This is a genomic window from Nocardioides sp. T5 (assembly GCF_048161455.1).
In the GTDB taxonomy this organism is placed as follows: Bacteria; Actinomycetota; Actinomycetes; order Propionibacteriales; family Nocardioidaceae; genus Nocardioides.
In genome coordinates this window covers 3,535,439-3,549,992 of the sequence record NZ_CP182415.1, presented here as the reverse complement: position 1 = coordinate 3,549,992, position 14,554 = coordinate 3,535,439, and the positions used below count along the sequence as shown (strand labels likewise).

The 14,554-nt window shown below is 72.4% G+C and carries 13 protein-coding genes and 1 pseudogene; 4 read left to right on the top strand and 10 right to left on the bottom strand.

Annotation, left to right across the window (positions count from 1 at the left end; translation table 11 throughout):
* Positions 1-23 precede the first annotated feature (23 nt).
* The 4 genes from ACNKF0_RS17355 to ACNKF0_RS17340 all read right to left on the bottom strand — a co-directional run bounded on the left by ACNKF0_RS17355 (position 24) and on the right by ACNKF0_RS17340 (position 5,186).
* Positions 24-644, bottom strand: coding sequence for a class I SAM-dependent methyltransferase (locus tag ACNKF0_RS17355; protein WP_416954121.1), 621 nt, complete (start codon positions 642-644; stop codon positions 24-26).
* A gap of 29 nt (positions 645-673) precedes the next feature.
* Positions 674-2,800, bottom strand: coding sequence for an alpha-galactosidase (locus ACNKF0_RS17350; RefSeq protein ID WP_416954120.1), 2,127 nt, complete (start codon positions 2,798-2,800; stop codon positions 674-676).
* 181 nt (positions 2,801-2,981) lie between these two features.
* Positions 2,982-3,986 (bottom strand): YihY/virulence factor BrkB family protein, encoded by a 1,005-nt coding sequence (locus ACNKF0_RS17345; protein WP_416954119.1) that lies wholly within the window; start codon positions 3,984-3,986, stop codon positions 2,982-2,984.
* 9 nt (positions 3,987-3,995) lie between these two features.
* The gene (locus ACNKF0_RS17340) at positions 3,996-5,186 is read right to left on the bottom strand and encodes a glycosyltransferase (RefSeq protein ID WP_299925478.1); all 1,191 of its coding nucleotides are present in this window, start codon (positions 5,184-5,186) and stop codon (positions 3,996-3,998) included.
* Between the two features lie 173 nt (positions 5,187-5,359).
* Here ACNKF0_RS17340 and ACNKF0_RS17335 point away from each other — a divergent pair, with 173 nt between their 5' ends.
* Complete coding sequence (locus tag ACNKF0_RS17335; RefSeq protein WP_416954118.1) at positions 5,360-6,295, top strand: DUF1353 domain-containing protein; 936 nt, start codon at positions 5,360-5,362, stop codon at positions 6,293-6,295.
* Here the strand turns inward: ACNKF0_RS17335 and ACNKF0_RS17330 are convergent.
* Positions 6,282-6,671, bottom strand: a complete 390-nt coding sequence (locus ACNKF0_RS17330) for a hypothetical protein (protein ID WP_416954117.1) — start codon at positions 6,669-6,671, stop codon at positions 6,282-6,284. The genes ACNKF0_RS17335 and ACNKF0_RS17330 overlap by 14 nt on opposite strands.
* Positions 6,672-6,758: 87 nt before the next feature.
* The gene (trhA, locus tag ACNKF0_RS17325) at positions 6,759-7,499 is read right to left on the bottom strand and encodes a PAQR family membrane homeostasis protein TrhA (protein WP_299925469.1); all 741 of its coding nucleotides are present in this window, start codon (positions 7,497-7,499) and stop codon (positions 6,759-6,761) included.
* Positions 7,500-7,587: 88 nt separating this feature from the next.
* On the opposite strand from trhA, the gene ACNKF0_RS17320 reads away from it, so the two are divergent.
* From ACNKF0_RS17320 to ACNKF0_RS17310, 3 genes and pseudogenes are all read left to right on the top strand, one after another.
* The gene (locus tag ACNKF0_RS17320) at positions 7,588-8,367 is read left to right on the top strand and encodes an isoprenyl transferase (protein WP_416954116.1); all 780 of its coding nucleotides are present in this window, start codon (positions 7,588-7,590) and stop codon (positions 8,365-8,367) included.
* Positions 8,368-8,652: 285 nt separating this feature from the next.
* A pseudogene (locus ACNKF0_RS17315) lies at positions 8,653-9,939 on the top strand (PhoH family protein); the annotation flags it as partial.
* Between the two features lie 372 nt (positions 9,940-10,311).
* Positions 10,312-11,001 (top strand): lytic transglycosylase domain-containing protein, encoded by a 690-nt coding sequence (locus tag ACNKF0_RS17310; protein ID WP_416954115.1) that lies wholly within the window; start codon positions 10,312-10,314, stop codon positions 10,999-11,001.
* A gap of 8 nt (positions 11,002-11,009) precedes the next feature.
* On the opposite strand, the gene ACNKF0_RS17305 is transcribed toward ACNKF0_RS17310, so the two are convergent.
* From ACNKF0_RS17305 to ACNKF0_RS17290, 4 genes are read right to left on the bottom strand one after another with little or no spacing between them, the layout of a single operon-like run.
* On the bottom strand, positions 11,010-11,651 hold the full coding sequence (locus ACNKF0_RS17305; RefSeq protein WP_416954114.1) for a DUF4396 domain-containing protein: 642 nt from the start codon (positions 11,649-11,651) through the stop codon (positions 11,010-11,012).
* A gap of 32 nt (positions 11,652-11,683) precedes the next feature.
* Positions 11,684-12,283, bottom strand: coding sequence for a GNAT family N-acetyltransferase (locus tag ACNKF0_RS17300; protein ID WP_416954113.1), 600 nt, complete (start codon positions 12,281-12,283; stop codon positions 11,684-11,686).
* Positions 12,284-12,342: 59 nt separating this feature from the next.
* Positions 12,343-13,047 (bottom strand): class I SAM-dependent methyltransferase, encoded by a 705-nt coding sequence (locus ACNKF0_RS17295; RefSeq protein WP_416954112.1) that lies wholly within the window; start codon positions 13,045-13,047, stop codon positions 12,343-12,345.
* A complete protein-coding gene (locus ACNKF0_RS17290; RefSeq protein ID WP_416958568.1) occupies positions 13,044-14,399 on the bottom strand; it encodes a class II fumarate hydratase in 1,356 nt (451 codons plus the stop codon). Before ACNKF0_RS17290 ends, ACNKF0_RS17295 begins: the two co-directional genes overlap by 4 nt.
* Between the last annotated feature and the right edge of the window lie 155 nt (positions 14,400-14,554).

Below are 14,554 nucleotides of genomic sequence, written 5' to 3'. Positions count from 1 at the left end.
CGTCGTCCGTCTCGGGTACTGGCTCAGCGCCTGACCACGCGGACCAGGCAGTCCCAGGCCGTACGCCGCTGCTCACCGCCGTGGCCGTCGTCCGCGGTGACCTCGCGGGCGACGCGCTCGGCACGCAGGACCTCGACGCCGAGGTCGGCCAGGTCGCCGACGACGTCGTCGGCGGTCATCAGCACCTCGGGGTCCTGCGGACCGCCGGTCCCCTCGGCGAGGTTGGTCGCGTCGTGGGCGACCAACAGGAAAGTCCCTCCCGGACGCAGCATCTCCACCGCGTTGCGGACCGCGCGGCGTCGGTCGGCGCCCGGCACCTGCAGGTAGGCGACCACGACCAGGTCGACCGGCGCGGGTGGTCGCCACGTCGTCGCGTCGGCACGCACCCAGGTCACGTCGAGGCCCCGAGGATCGTCCGCGGCCAGCCGCGCGCCCTTGTCGAGGGCGACCTGCGAGAAGTCCACCGCGGTGGCCGACCAGCCGCGCGAGGCGAGCCAGATGGCGTTGCGGCCCTCTCCGGCCGCGAGGTCCACCGCGGTGCCCGGAGGCAGGTCGGCGAGCTCGGCGGCCACGAACTGGTTGGGCTCGCGCGACCAGACCAGGTCGCTGGCGGCGTAGCGCTCGTCCCAGGCGTGTGCGTCCATGCCCATCAGGGTAGGCCCGGGAGGTGCCCTCAACCCATGGCCACCAGGTGGAGCACGCGGGACTCCTCCGGGTGCATGACGGGCAGCGCGATCCCCGAGGCCGCCAGCACGCGGCCGCCCAGCTCGGCGCCGTCGGCGGACCAGCTGCCGGACAGGTCGGCGCCCACCCCTCGCGGCACCTCCTCGGTCAGCCGGTAGCGCCGGTCCGGGTCGAGGCCCGTGAGCCTGAGGGGCGCCGGGTGCTGGGTCGACGTCGCGGCCACGGTCGCGACGACGTACCACGCCTCCGAGCGGTCGTCGGCCACGATGCCGGTCACCATGACCGCGGGGTCGGGGTGGTCGGGGTGGACGAGGGTGCCGGTGCCGATGAGGGGCCGGACGCGCTTGTGCAGCTCGATCCACTCGCGCAGCTCGGCGAGGGTGGCCTCGTCGAGGCGCGAGACGTCCCACTCGATGCCGAACCAGTGCAGCAGGGCGGTCGCGGCGCGGTAGCGCAGGGTGTGCGTACGCCCGGTGGTGTGCGCCGTCGGTCCGCCGACGTGCGAGCCGATCAGCTCCGGCGGCACCAGCAGGGAGGTCCAGCGCTGGAGGTGCTGGCGCTCGAGGGCGTCGATGGTGTCGCTGGGCCAGATGCGGTCGGTGCGGGCGAGCACCTCGGCGTCCACGCGTCCGCCGCCCGAGGCGCACGACTCGATCTCGAGCCCGTGGTGCGCCTCTCGCAGCTCGTCGAGCAGCCGGTAGAACGCCCGCGTCTGCCCGTGCACGGCCGGGCGGCCGTCGTGGAAGGCGTCGGTGAGGTCGCGGTTGTGGTCCCACTTGAGGTAGGCGATGTCGAGCTCGTCGAGCAGCGCGAGAAGGGCGGCGCGCAGGTCGTCGTACGCGTCGGGGTCCTGCAGGTCGAGCACCTGCTGCTGGCGCCACTCCGGCGGGGCGGTGGCCCGGCCGCGCAGCACGCGCTCGGGGTGGCGGCGCGCGGTCTCGGAGTCGAGGTTGACCATCTCCGGCTCCACCCACAGGCCGAACTCCATGCCGCGGCTCTTCACGTGCTCGACGAGCGGGCCCAGTCCCTGCGGCCAGACGTCGGGATCGACCGTCCAGTCGCCGAGGCCGGCGGTGTCGTCGCGGCGGCCGAGGAACCAGCCGTCGTCGAGGACGAAGCGCTCGACCCCGACGGCTGCCGCGGCGTCGGCGAGCTCGGAGAGCCGCTCGAGGGAGTGGTCGAAGTAGACCGCCTCCCACGAGTTGGCGATGACCGGCCGCTCGGTGCGGGCCCGCGGCGTGACCGCGCGGAGGTGGGCGTGGAACCGGTGGCTCATCGCGTCGAGGCCGCGTCCCGACCAGGAGCCGAGCACCCGTGGCCCGTCGTAGGTCTCACCGGGAGCCAGGACGACCTCGCCGGGGCCGAGCAGCTCACCCCCGCCGAGCAGGCACTCTCCCTCGGGCGTGCGCTCCGCGTAGTGGGTGTGGTTGCCGCTCCACGCGGTGTGCAGGGCCCACACCTCGCCGGTGCCGAACGTGAATCCGGGGGTCCCGGCGACCATCACGAGTGTGGCGTCGTGACCGGTGCGGCCGCGGCGGGCGTCGCGTCGGTGGGTGCCCTGGACCCAGGGGTGCCGCTGGGGGGTGCGCTCCTTGCACCACCGGCCGGTCAGGTCGAGCAGCTCGGTGGCGTGGGCGCCGACGGGCAGGGCGGTCAGGACTGAGGCGAGGTGGAGGTCGCCGTCGGCGGTGTTGGTCACCGACGTCCGCGCGTGCAGCAGCCCGGCGTCGTCGAGCAACAGCCTGACCCGGACGGACCAGCCCGCCTCGTCGTCGTTCGACGTGCAGGCGATGCTGCCGTCGCCGTCGCCGTGCAGCTCCCAGGCCACGAGGCTCGGGGTCGCCGCGCGCGTGGTGCCGCCGACGCGGTGGCCGGACAGGGCCGGCGTACCGGCGTAGCCGCGCGTGGAGTCGGGTACGAGGCCCGTCGCCCGCGGCCCGTCGAACGCCGAGTGCGAGGCGCCGGGGCGCCGGGCCGTGGTCAGCCCGGTCAGGTCCGCCGCGCCGAGGTCGCCGAGTGCGGCGCCCCAGTGCACGATGCGCGGGATGCCCTGGTCGTCCCGGGCCAGCACGAGGCTGACGCCGCCGTTGGTCAGGTGGACGGGATCGTTGCTCATGCCTGGCCTGCCGTTCCGAGGTCGTCGTCATCGTCGACCGGGTCCACCACGACTGCCCATGATGACGTTCGTCCTCGCCCGGTTCAGCTACCGCTCGATGCTCATCATGCTCGGCGTCCTCCGTGGCTGCCAACCTGTCTCGCGGTGCTCTTCGCGCTGCAGGAGCGGTTCGTCCCAGGCCTCAATCCGGGTTCGACGAAGGGCTGACCTGGTCCCCGACGGTGCGCGCGTGCGGCCGACCGGGGTCGTCGTACGACGGCTCGACCTGGCCCGCCCGCAGCGCCTCGAGCTGGGCGCACACGGCGGTGCCGTAGAAGAAGGCGATCGACGAGAGCAGCGCCCAGAGCAGCAGGGCGAAGATGCCGGCAAGGGGGCCGTAGACGGTGCCGAACGACCCGCTGAACGAGACGTACGCCGCCAACCCTGCGGTGGCCATCGCGCTGAGCACCACGGCGATGCCCGAGCCGAGCGCGAGCCAGGACAGCGCCGGCTGCCGGCGCCGCGGCGCGTGGTCGAGCAGCACGGCGATCGCGAAGACGAGCAGTGCGATGCCGATCGGCCAGCGCAGGCCGTTCCACCAGTCGACCGCGCTGTCGGACCAGCCGTAGTTCTCCGCCATCGCGTCGCCGAGGGCTCCGCCGCCGACGATCATCACGAACCCGACACCGACCGGGCCGGCGAGAACCGCCGTCAGCACCGCCGCCCGGCCGTACTTGTGGAGCGCCTTGCGGTCGCGGCGGATGCCGTAGATGCGGTTGGCGCCACGCTCGACCTGCGCCATCGCCGTGGTCATCGAGACCAGCGCGAAGCCCAGGCCCAGGACGAGGGCGATCTCACCGGCCGCCTCGGAGGCGTCCGACTCGTCGACGGCCGAGCTGAGCGCGTCGCCGTCGCCGGAGCCGGGGGAGAGCGAGTCGACGACGTGGGCCACGACCGCGGCCGGGCGCTCCTCGTCGATGTCGGAGGCCAGGCCGGTCAGGGCGAGGAGGAAGGGGACGACGGCGAGGCACGCCTGCAGCGCGAGGGCACGGGAGTTGGTGAACCCGTCGCCGTAGCGGAACCGTACGAACGACTCGACCACGATCTTCCGCAGGCCGTGCTGGCGCGCGAGGTGCCAGGCGTCGAGCGCGTCCAGCTCGTCACCGTCCATCTCGGTGGTGACGGGGACGGTCCGCGCGGTGGTCATGGGCGCACCCTAGGGCGCGTCACCCCGCGGCACCGACGCCGGTCCGCGGCCCGGTCCGTGGTCGGCACCGGCTGCCTCCACGACGGCAGCGACGGCGGCGTCCACGTCAGGAAGGGCGTGCATCTCGGCTGCGACCTCCCTGGCGCGTCGGAGCATCGTCGCGTCGGCCAGGACCGCTCGCGCCTGCCGCGCGACCACCGCGGCGGTCGACGTCGCGGCGTCGAGCGTCGCGGCGACGCCGAGCTGCTCGGCCCGCATCGCGTTGTGGGGCTGGTCGGCACCGAGCGGGAGAAGCAGGGAGGGCAGCCCATGGGCCAGAGCGGCCATCAGGCTGCCCGAGCCGCCGTGCGAGACGACCAGGTCGACGCCGGGCAGCACCTCGGCCTGCGGCACGAACCGTTCGACCCGGACGTGCGGCGGCTGGGGTCCGAGGTCGTCGGGGTCGAGGTCGCGACCGACCGTGGCCACCACGTCGACGTCGAGGTCGCCGAGACCGGCCAGCAAGCGCTCGAAGAGGTCGCCCGAGCCCTTGTTGAAGATGGTGCCGAGCGTGACGTAGACGCGTCTCCTGCCCGTGCCGCGGCGCGGGCGGGCGGCCGCCGTCGACCGGTAGTAGGTCGGGTGCACCTGCAACGGCGACTCCGGGCTGCGGAAGGAGGGAGCCGCGTCGGACAGCACCAGTCCCGACGTCAGCCGCGTCAGGTCGGGGTCAGGTGCCAGCCCGTGCTCGGCTCGTACGGCGTCGAGCTCGGGAGCGACCAGCTCGGGCCGCACCAGCAGGCCCGAGGCCAGCACGAGGTGGGTGGCGACCGGGACGGCCAGCAGCTCCGCGGCGATCGTCGTGCCGAGGTCGGTCTCGTCCCGGACGACGACGTCGGGCCGGAAGTCCTCGATCGCACGCGGCACTGCCTTCGCCATCCGTCGGGCGCCCCGCGACGCGAAGTTCTGGGCGAACTCGACCTCGGTCGCCCGGGCGTCGACCGGTTCGAGCGGCCCGACGTCGCGACTGCCGGGTGCTCCGCCGTGGTGCGGCGCCTCGCTCGTGGCGTAGGCACGGAAACCCGCCTCCTCGATGCGGGGGACCAGGCCGCCGGAGCCGGCGATCGCGACCTCGTGGCCGGCTGCCCGTGCCGCGCGGGCGAGTGGGAGGAGCGGCGCCAGGTGACCGAGCCCGCCGACGAACGTCACGAGGATGCGCATGGTGCGTCGCACCCTACGCAGGCGCGCCGGGGCTCTGCCCGGTGCACGGTGCAGGCAGTTCGCGCAGCGTCAGGCGGACGTGAGCGTGGGCGGACCTCCGGGAGCCGCGAACTGCCTTCACGGTGTCGCTCATGGCGCGTGACGCTGTCGGTCGGCCGCGCCAGACTGGGGGAATGAAGGCTCGGGAGCGCGTGGGGTCGATGGCCAGGCAGGTGGCGGTGGAGCCGCGGCGGTTCTACGACGGCGGCACCCTGCCGAGTGCCGCGGGTCCGGGTGAGCCGCCCGACCCCGGCTCCGACCCCCGCATCGTGCTCGAACGGCACACCGAGGAGGGCGTGGAGACGTTCGCGCTGGAGCGGCGGCTGGCCTACAGCGACCGGCACCTCGGCGAGCTGCTCGTGCCCTCGCGCGCCGACTTCCGCACCGACCTGACCTCGGTGCCCGCCCTTTTCACGTGGCTGGTGCCCAAGACCGGCGCCCACCTGCCGGCCGCGCTGCTGCACGACGCGCTGGTGGCGGGTCGCGGCGACCCGATGTCCTACGTCTCCACCGAGGGGCACGTCGTGGACCGCGTCGAGGCCGACCGCGTCTTCCGCGACGCGATGGCCGACACCGGCACGGGGGTGCTCCGGCGCTGGATCGTCTGGTCCGCCGTGACCGTCGCGACGATCTTCGTGGGCCGGTCGGTGCCGTGGTCGCGCGCGAAGCACTGGTCCTACCGGGTGGCCGCAGCCCTCACGATCGCCTCGATCGTCTACCTCGGCTGGAGCGCGACCAGCGACCTGTTCGACCGGTCGTGGGTGGGCACCGTCGACGTGCCGTGGATGGGCGACCGTCCGTGGTGGGTCGAGCTGGCGGGCGGGTTCGCCGGCGCCGTCGTGCTGCCGCTGGCGCTCAGCCTGCTCTGGGGACGGCTCCGGGCGGCGGGCGCGATCGCCGGGGTGATGCTGGCGGTGCTCCTGCACGTGACCGTCGGCCTGGCCATGATCGCCGCGACCTACCTCGTCCTCGAGCGGCTGGCGCGCCGCGCACCGCTCGCAGCGTGGGCGCTGGGCGGCGTCGTCGTGGCCGCCTCGCTCGTGGTGTTCGCCGGGCTCAGCCTCGGTTGACGCCGATCTGCGCGAGCCACCGCGCGGCGAACGTGTCCGACGGCAGGTCCTGCGTGACGAGCTGGAAGCCCGTCCGCGAGGCCACGACCACCAGTCCGAGGGCGACGGCGGTCACCACCATGCCGTTGACGTTGCGCGGGAACCGGCTCGGCACCGTCCGCACGCGGTGCCACCCGCCCACGAGGCCGGCGGTGACGATGGCGGAGACCACGCTGGCGAAGGCGGCACCGAGCACGGTGCCGAGCAGGTCGAGCCGGCTGATCAGGATCGCCGACGTCGCGGCGGCAGTGGCGCCGGCGACGAGCTGCGGGAGGCTCAGGTCGAGGAAGGGCTGGCGGGCGGGCTGGTCGGACGGGTCCGTGGGTGAGTCAGGCATCTCTCGGCGGGGGGTGGGGGACAGGGCTTCCCCCGTACGACGCCTCGCCCCGCCAGATCGTTTCCGATCGTGAGCAGCCTCACCTGCTCAGCGCAGGGAGTAGGTCGCCAGCGACACGCCGACGTAGTGGGCGGCGAAGGCGAGGATCGTGAACGAGTGGAACACCTCGTGGAACCCGAACCAGCGGGGTGAGGGGTTGGGGCGCTTGAGGCCGTAGACCACGCCGCCGAGCGTGTAGAGCACGCCACCGACCGCCACGAGCACCAGCGTCGTGACCGCGATGCCGCTGCTGAACCGGTCGGCGCCCTCCATGAACTGCGGGATGAAGAAGACGGCCGCCCAGCCGAGGGCGATGTACATCGGCGTGTAGAGCCAGCGCGGCGCGTCGGTCCAGAAGACCCGGAACACCACGCCGGCGATCGCCGCGCCCCACACGACGACGAGCAGCGTCGTACGTGCGGTGCCGTCGAGGAAGAGCAGCGCGTAGGGGGTGTAGGTGCCGGCGATCAGCACGAAGATGTTGGCGTGGTCGAAGCGCCGCAGGAACGCCCAGGTGCGCGGCGACCAGGTGCCGCGGTGGTAGATCGCCGAGACCGTGAAGACCAGCAGTGCCGAGAACGCGAAGGCGGCCGAGCCGATGCGGGTGGACGCGGTCGGGGAGAGCGCCACCAGCACGATGCCGGCGGCGAGTGCGATCGGGGCCGTGGCCGCGTGCAGCCAGCCGCGGAGGTGGGGCTTGATCTCGGCCATCTTGTCGGCCATCACCTCGCCGGCGCGCTCGACGGCGTGCTCGACACGGTCGCGAGGGGTCGTGGCTGGGGGCTCCATGCGAAGAAAATACCCGGACGGGTGTGAAGCGCGCAGCCGACTGCCCCGACTGCCCGGTCACACGGCGTCGCGGCGTTACGATCGGTGGATGGTCAACGTGAAGGACGCCGTACGACGGGTGCTCTACCCGGCCTACGAGTCCCGGGTGGTGAAGTTCCTGCCCCACGACCAGATCCCCCAGCACGTGGGGGTGATGCTCGACGGCAACCGGCGCTGGGCCAAGGCGGTCGGTCTCAACACGGCGGAGGGCTACCAGGCCGGTGCCGACAACATCCGACCGCTCCTCGGCTGGTGCGAGGAGGTGGGCGTCGAGGTCGTCACCCTGTGGCTCCTCTCGAGCGACAACCTCACCAACCGTCCGCCCGAGCAGCTCACCGGTCTGCTGAGGATCATCGAGGGCGCGGTCGAGTCGCTCGCCGAGGCCCGCCGCTGGCGGATCCACCCCGTCGGCGCGCTCGACCTGCTGCCGACCGAGACCGCGGAGCGGCTCAAGGCTGCGGAGGAGGCCACGCGCGACATCGACGGCCTGCTGGTCAACGTCGCCGTCGGCTACGGCGGTCGCCGCGAGATCGCCGACGCCGTACGCGCCCTGCTCGCCGACCACGCTGCCAAGGGCACCTCGCTGGAGGAGCTCGCCGACATCATCGACGTCGAGCACATCGCCGAGCACCTCTACACCAAGGGCCAGCCCGACCCGGACCTGGTGATCCGCACGTCGGGGGAGCAACGCCTCGGCGGCTTCCTGCTCTGGCAGTCGGCCAACTCGGAGTTCTACTTCTGCGAGGCCCTGTGGCCCGACTTCCGCCGGGTCGACTTCCTGCGCGCGATCCGGGCGTACGCCGAGCGCGAGCGCCGCTTCGGCGGCTGACCCGGCTGCCCGCAGACGTCATCTCGTCGTCACCTCGCGTTCGGGCGTGTCGCCCCGGATCGGGGTGTGGCCGGGCGTACTTTCGCCCGTATCGGCAGGTGGGGAAGCCTGCTGAACCGGGAGGAAACCTTGGGCACTCAGATGGGAGCTCTCCGGTCCGTTGAATGACATCGGGCCGGGCGAGGAGTGCGCGCGCCGACCCGCAGCAAGGGGTTAGTCGTGGCCAGCAAGACCTCACCCAGCAGCTCCGCACCGCCCGCAGCGTCCAGCAGCTCCAGCCGCCTCACGTACGTCCTCGACACGAGCGTCCTCCTCGCCGACCCGGCCGCGATCAAACGGTTCGCCGAGCACGAGGTCGTCCTCCCGGTGGTGGTGATCACCGAGCTCGAGGGCAAGCGCAACCACCCGGAGCTCGGGTTCTTCGCCCGCTCCGCGCTGCGGGCCCTCGACGACCTGCGGGTCGTCCACGGCCGCCTCGACCAGCCCGTCGCGGTCGGCGCGGAGGGCGGCACGCTCCGCGTCGAGCTCAACCACACCGACCCCGAGTCGCTGCCGTCGGGCTTCCGCCTCGGCGACAACGACACCCGCATCCTGGCCGTGGCCCGCAACCTCGCCAACGAGGGGCACCGCGTCACCCTGGTCAGCAAGGACCTGCCGCTGCGGATCAAGGCCTCGGCCGTCGGGCTGGACGCGGAGGAGTACCGCGCCGAGGCCGTCAGCAGCTCCGACACCGGCTACACCGGCATGGCCGAGCTCGAGGTGCTCGCCAGCGACCTCGACGAGCTCTACGAGGACGGCGTGCTCGACCTCGCCGAGGCGCGCGACCTGCCGTGCCACAACGGTCTCGTCATGCTGTCCGACAGGGGTACGGCGCTGGGCCGCGTGGGGGCCGACAAGCGGGTGCACCTCGTCCGCGGCGACCGCGACGCCTTCGGCATCCACGGCCGGTCCGCCGAGCAGCGGGTGGCGCTGGAGATGCTGCTCGACCCCGAGGTCGGCATCGTGTCCCTCGGCGGTCGCGCCGGCACCGGCAAGTCGGCCATGGCACTCTGTGCCGGCCTCGAGGCCGTGATGGAGCGTCGCCAGCACAAGAAGGTCGTGGTCTTCCGCCCGCTCTTCGCCGTCGGTGGCCAGGAGCTCGGCTACCTGCCCGGCTCGGAGAACGAGAAGATGTCGCCCTGGGCCCAGGCGGTGTTCGACACGCTCGGCGCGCTCACCGGCAAGGACGTCATCGACGAGGTGATGGACCGCGGGATGCTCGAGGTGCTGCCGCTGACCCACATCCGCGGCCGCTCGTTGCACGACGCCTTCGTCATCGTCGACGAGGCCCAGTCCCTCGAGCGCAACGTGCTGCTGACCGTCCTCTCGCGCATCGGCGCGAACTCCAAGGTCGTGCTCACCCACGACGTGGCCCAGCGCGACAACCTCCGCGTCGGGCGCCACGACGGCATCGTCGCGGTGGTGGAGAAGCTCAAGGGCCACCCGCTCTTCGCCCACGTGACGCTCACCCGCTCCGAGCGCTCGCCGATCGCCGCGCTCGTGACCGAGATGCTGGAGGACGTCACCTTCTGACCGACCGGCTGCGCGGTCCGACCCAGCGCTGTAACGCCGGGTTGGTGTGACTACCCACCCCGATGCATCACGGTGGGTACAGCCACCAACCCGGCGTTACAGCGGTCACGTCGTCGGTACGGGTGGGTCCGGTGTGAGCTGGTGTGACTCGTGTGACGCAAGGGACAGGGTCAGTTGTGCCGTTCGGTTTGCACGTGGTTGAACCCTCATGCAGGGTGGCCCGTGACCGTTTCGTGACCTCGGTCGTCGGCTGGATGCCGGGAGCCCCGCACCACCGCCCCGTCCGGCCGCACCGTGTCCTCGTCTCGACCCGCGCCTGTCGTGCACCACCAGGCGTGACACCCCCTGTCGTCAACCCCTCCGTGAGTTCCTGTGTCGAAGTCCGACAAGTACGCCCCGAAGCACCGCGCGCCCGGCAAGCACAAGGCTGCGCGCGCGCCCCGTCGAGCCCTGCGCACCGGCGTCGCCCTGACGGGCATCGCCGCCGCCGTGACCGGTGTGAGCGTGACCGGCGGGCTGGCCACGAGCGATCCCGACGCGCTGGCCCCTGCCGCCGCGGACGTGGCCACCACCGCGCCGAGCGCCCCGACCGCGTCCGAGCCCACCGCGTCCGAGCCCACCGCGGAGGCGTCCGACACGGCCGTCGACGAGCAGCGGTCCTCGCGCCAGGTGGCGTCGCGTTCCGCGCGGCGCACCGACAAGACGAAGGCCACCGCGCTCGAGATGTCCGGCGGCTCGGCCGTGACGCGTTCGGAGAAGCTGTCCGCGGGCGACCCGCGCGACATCGCCCGCGCGCTGCTGCCGGCGTACGGCTTCTCCTCCGACCAGTTCTCCTGCCTCGACTCGCTCTACGTCAGCGAGTCGGACTGGCGCGTCGACGCCGACAACCCGACCTCGTCGGCGTACGGCATCCCGCAGGCGCTGACGCAGCTGCACGACCTGCCGGCGGACTACATGACCTCCGCCGAGTCGCAGATCAGGTGGGGCCTGGAGTACATCCAGGACACCTACGGCACCCCGTGCAGCGCCTGGAGCTTCAAGCAGGGCAACGGCTGGTACTGATCTCCTGATCAGCGCTCGGCGGCTGCATGGCCGGTCTCGGGCGGTGCCTCGAGCTCGTCGGCGATCGAGACGACCAGGCCGCCCAGCATGAACGCCACGATGGCAGCGACGAGCGTCGAGGTCGCGAGGTCCGGGATGAACCGCCGTGCCCCCTCCGGCTCCGCGCCGTGGAACCCGTGGGTCAGTGCGTGGCCCTTGCCGCGCGCGAGCAGGTAGCGGTTGACGGGCCAGGCCGCGAAGAACGCCACCGTCAGCGCGAGCATCATCGAGAGCCAGAACACGGGGTTGACCAGCCCCGCCTCCATGGCGCCTGGGATCGCAGCCATGACGAGGTTGTCGACCAGCTCCATGGTGGCGATGGACAGGGTGTCGGCCGCGAGGACGACGCTCAACGCGGCGCCGATCCCGAGGCCGGCGCGCAGGAGCGGCAGCGTCGACAGGGCGTAGCCGAACAGGAACGCCAGGCCGACGGCGATCGCGATCGTGGCGAGGTTGCCGAGCCCGAGGGCGGTGCCGATCATCAGGCCGAGGATCTCGCCGATGGCACAGCCGGTGAGGCAGTGGAGGGTGGCGGAGATCGCCATCGCGTTGGTGCTGCCCATGTCGTGGTGCTCGCCCTGGGCCGTGGGGTGCTCGGTCTGGTGTTCCATGCGTCGGAACATACCCCCAGGGGGTATGCAGGTCAATGGGCGTCGACGACTTTTCGCATGACGCAGTTCTTCAACCCCTTGGGGCGCACGTAGGTGAAGCCGAGGCGCTCGTAGAGCCGCCGGGTGCCGTTGTAGAGGAAGGACGAGGACATCTTCTTCGTCTGGTCCGTGAGGTCGTGGGGGTAGGACTCGACGACGCCACCGCCCGCCTCCGCGATGAGTGCCAGGGCGCCCTGGACCGCGACCTCACTGACACCGCGCCGCCGGTGGCGACGGTCGACGAAGACGCACGTGATCCGGTAGTCCGGGTCGGCGTCCTTCTCGGCGTCGTACTGCTTGCGGTGGTGGATCGTGGGCAGCTCGGCAGGTGTGCCGTACTCCGCCCACGCGATCGCCTCGTCGCCGTCCATCACCAGGGCGGCATGCGCCTCGCCCCGCTCGACGTAGGAGCGCTTCAGGGCACGGTTGGCCTCCGCGCCCTGACTGCGCTCAGGGCCGTCGGGGTGGAACCAGATGCACCAGCAGCCGCCGAAGATGCCGTTGTGCCGCTCGACCAGCGCGTCGAAGGCCGGCCACGTCTCGGCGGTGAGCGGCCTGATGTCGTACGTCGCCTCGCTGCTCGTCGCGGTCATCTCCCGAGGCTAGGGCGCATTCCGGACGATCGGCAGCCCTTGCCCGTCGGCCCTTCTCCTCAGCGGGCCTCGAAGACCGTGACGTGCCCGGCGTAGGTCCGTGAGCCCTCGAAGGGTGGCAGCACGAGGCCCTCGTCGGAGGAGTCGAGGTAGGCCTGTGCCTCGGCGTGGTCGGCGAACACCGCCCGCGTCTCGAGGTCCTGGCGGCGTACGTCGCTGAAGCGCCGCCCGAGCGTGAACTCGCCGTTCTCGCTCGAGAAGCGCGTCGCCATCCGACGACCGCCGGCCTCGCGGCGCAGGTCGGCGAGGCTGTCGTCACCGTTGGTGACGGCGACGAACGTGCCGCCCGGGCGCAGCACGCGACGGACCTCGGCGAGCGCCCGGTCGAGGTCGCGCACGTGGTAGAGCATCCAGCCGGCGTAGACGACGTCGAAGGTGTCGTCGTCGAAGGGGAGGTAGCAGATGTCGGCCTGGCGGGCGTCGACACCGCGGGCTGCGGTCAGCTCGACGAAGCGCTCGGAGTGGTCGACCGCGACCAGCGTGACGCCCGGCAGCGCGTTGATCCGCTCCGCCATCACCCCGGTCCCGCAGCCCACCTCCAGGACACGGGAGTCACCGGTCATGGCGCGGTCGACGGCCTTGAACGCCTCGTCGGCGGGGTCGCGGCCGTCGTCGGTCGGGTGCCAGACCGAGCGCCGGGTCTCGAGCCGGTCCTCCGTCGCGTACTGGGCGCGCACGTGCTCGGGGCTGTCGATGTCGCTCATGCCCGGCCTGTCATGGAGTCGACGTCGAGGGCGGCGTCGAGCTGCTCCTCGGTCAGGTCGCCCCGCTCGACGTAGCCCATGGCGAGCACCGTCTCGCGGATCGTCGCGCCGTCGGCGAGCGCCTTCTTGGCGACCTTGGCGGCCTGCTCGTAGCCGATGTGGGCGTTGAGGGGGGTGACCACCGACGGGGAGGACTCGGCGTAGCGGCGCATCCGATCGGCGTCCGCGGTGATCCCGTCCACGCACCGCTCGGCGAGCAGCACCGTCGAGGTCGACAGCACGTGGATCGACTCGAGCAGCGCGTGTGCCATGACGGGCATCATCACGTTGAGCTCGAAGCTGCCGGACGCGCCCGCCCAGGCGATCGTCGCGTCGTTGCCGACGACCCGGGCGCACACCATCAGCGTCGCCTCGGGCAGCACCGGGTTGACCTTGCCGGGCATGATGCTCGACCCCGGCTGCAGGTCGGGCAGGTGGATCTCGGCGAGCCCGGTCGTGGGTCCCGACGACATCCAGCGCAGGTCGTTGCAGATCTTCGTGAGGCCGGTCGCGACCGTGCGCAGCACGCCCGACAGCTCCACGAGGGAGTCGCGGGTGCCCTGCGCCTCGAAGTGGTCGCGCGCCTCGGTGAAGGGCTGCCCGGTGCGCTCCGACAGCGCGGCGATCGCCCGCTCGGCGAAGGCGGCCGGGGTGTTGATCCCGGTGCCGACCGCGGTGCCACCCAGGGGGAGCTCGCGCACCCGCGGCAGCACGGCCTCCAGCCGCTCGACGCCGAGGCGCAGGGTGGCGGCGTACGCCCCCATCTCCTGCCCGAGCGTCACCGGCGTGGCGTCCATCAGGTGGGTGCGCCCCGACTTCACCGTGTCGGCGAACTCCTCCGCCTTGGCCTCGAACGACGAGGCGAGCCGGTCGAGCGCGGGCAGCAGGTCGTCGACGACGGCGAGCGTGGCGGCGACGTGGATGCTGGTGGGGAAGGTGTCGTTGCTGCTCTGCGAGGCGTTGACGTGGTCGTTGGGGTGGACCTCGACGCCGGCGTGCGCGGCCAGGGTCGCGATGACCTCGTTGGCGTTCATGTTGGAGCTCGTGCCCGACCCGGTCTGGAAGACGTCGATGGGGAACTCGCCGTCGTGCGTCCCCCCGACGATGGCGTCGGCGGCGGTGACGATGGCCTGCGCCTGCTCGTGGCGTACGACGCCGAGCGCGGCGTTGGCGGTCGCGGCGGCCGCCTTGACGTGGGCCAGCGCCTGCACGTGGCGGGGCTGGAGGGTCAGGCCGCTGATCGGGAAGTTCTCGATCGCGCGCTGGGTCTGGGCCCGCCACAGAGCGTCGCGAGGCACTTCGACCTCGCCCATGGAGTCGTGTTCGATGCGTGTCTCGGTCACGGGTCGACCGTACCCACTGCGGTGCTGCCTACGCCTCGCCGGCGACACCGGTCATGCCGGGCACGGAACGCCCCGCCGACACCGGGGAGGGGCGGCGGGGCGTCCACGAAGGAGGGATCAGCCGG

Bases quoted from the DNA above. Each gene is read 5' to 3' on its own strand.
- ACNKF0_RS17320 (WP_416954116.1), top strand. From the start codon at position 7,588: ATGGTCAACGTGAAGGACGCCGTACGACGGGTGCTCTACCCGGCCTAC.
- ACNKF0_RS17340 (WP_299925478.1), bottom strand. From the start codon at position 5,186: ATGCGCATCCTCGTGACGTTCGTCGGCGGGCTCGGTCACCTGGCGCCG.
- trhA (WP_299925469.1), bottom strand. From the start codon at position 7,499: ATGGAGCCCCCAGCCACGACCCCTCGCGACCGTGTCGAGCACGCCGTC.
- ACNKF0_RS17295 (WP_416954112.1), bottom strand. From the start codon at position 13,047: ATGAGCGACATCGACAGCCCCGAGCACGTGCGCGCCCAGTACGCGACG.
- ACNKF0_RS17345 (WP_416954119.1), bottom strand. From the start codon at position 3,986: ATGACCACCGCGCGGACCGTCCCCGTCACCACCGAGATGGACGGTGAC.
- ACNKF0_RS17330 (WP_416954117.1), bottom strand. From the start codon at position 6,671: ATGCCTGACTCACCCACGGACCCGTCCGACCAGCCCGCCCGCCAGCCC.
- ACNKF0_RS17300 (WP_416954113.1), bottom strand. From the start codon at position 12,283: ATGACCGCGACGAGCAGCGAGGCGACGTACGACATCAGGCCGCTCACC.
- ACNKF0_RS17335 (WP_416954118.1), top strand. From the start codon at position 5,360: ATGAAGGCTCGGGAGCGCGTGGGGTCGATGGCCAGGCAGGTGGCGGTG.
- ACNKF0_RS17350 (WP_416954120.1), bottom strand. From the start codon at position 2,800: ATGAGCAACGATCCCGTCCACCTGACCAACGGCGGCGTCAGCCTCGTG.
- ACNKF0_RS17355 (WP_416954121.1), bottom strand. From the start codon at position 644: ATGGACGCACACGCCTGGGACGAGCGCTACGCCGCCAGCGACCTGGTC.
- ACNKF0_RS17290 (WP_416958568.1), bottom strand. From the start codon at position 14,399: ATGGGCGAGGTCGAAGTGCCTCGCGACGCTCTGTGGCGGGCCCAGACC.
- ACNKF0_RS17305 (WP_416954114.1), bottom strand. From the start codon at position 11,651: ATGGAACACCAGACCGAGCACCCCACGGCCCAGGGCGAGCACCACGAC.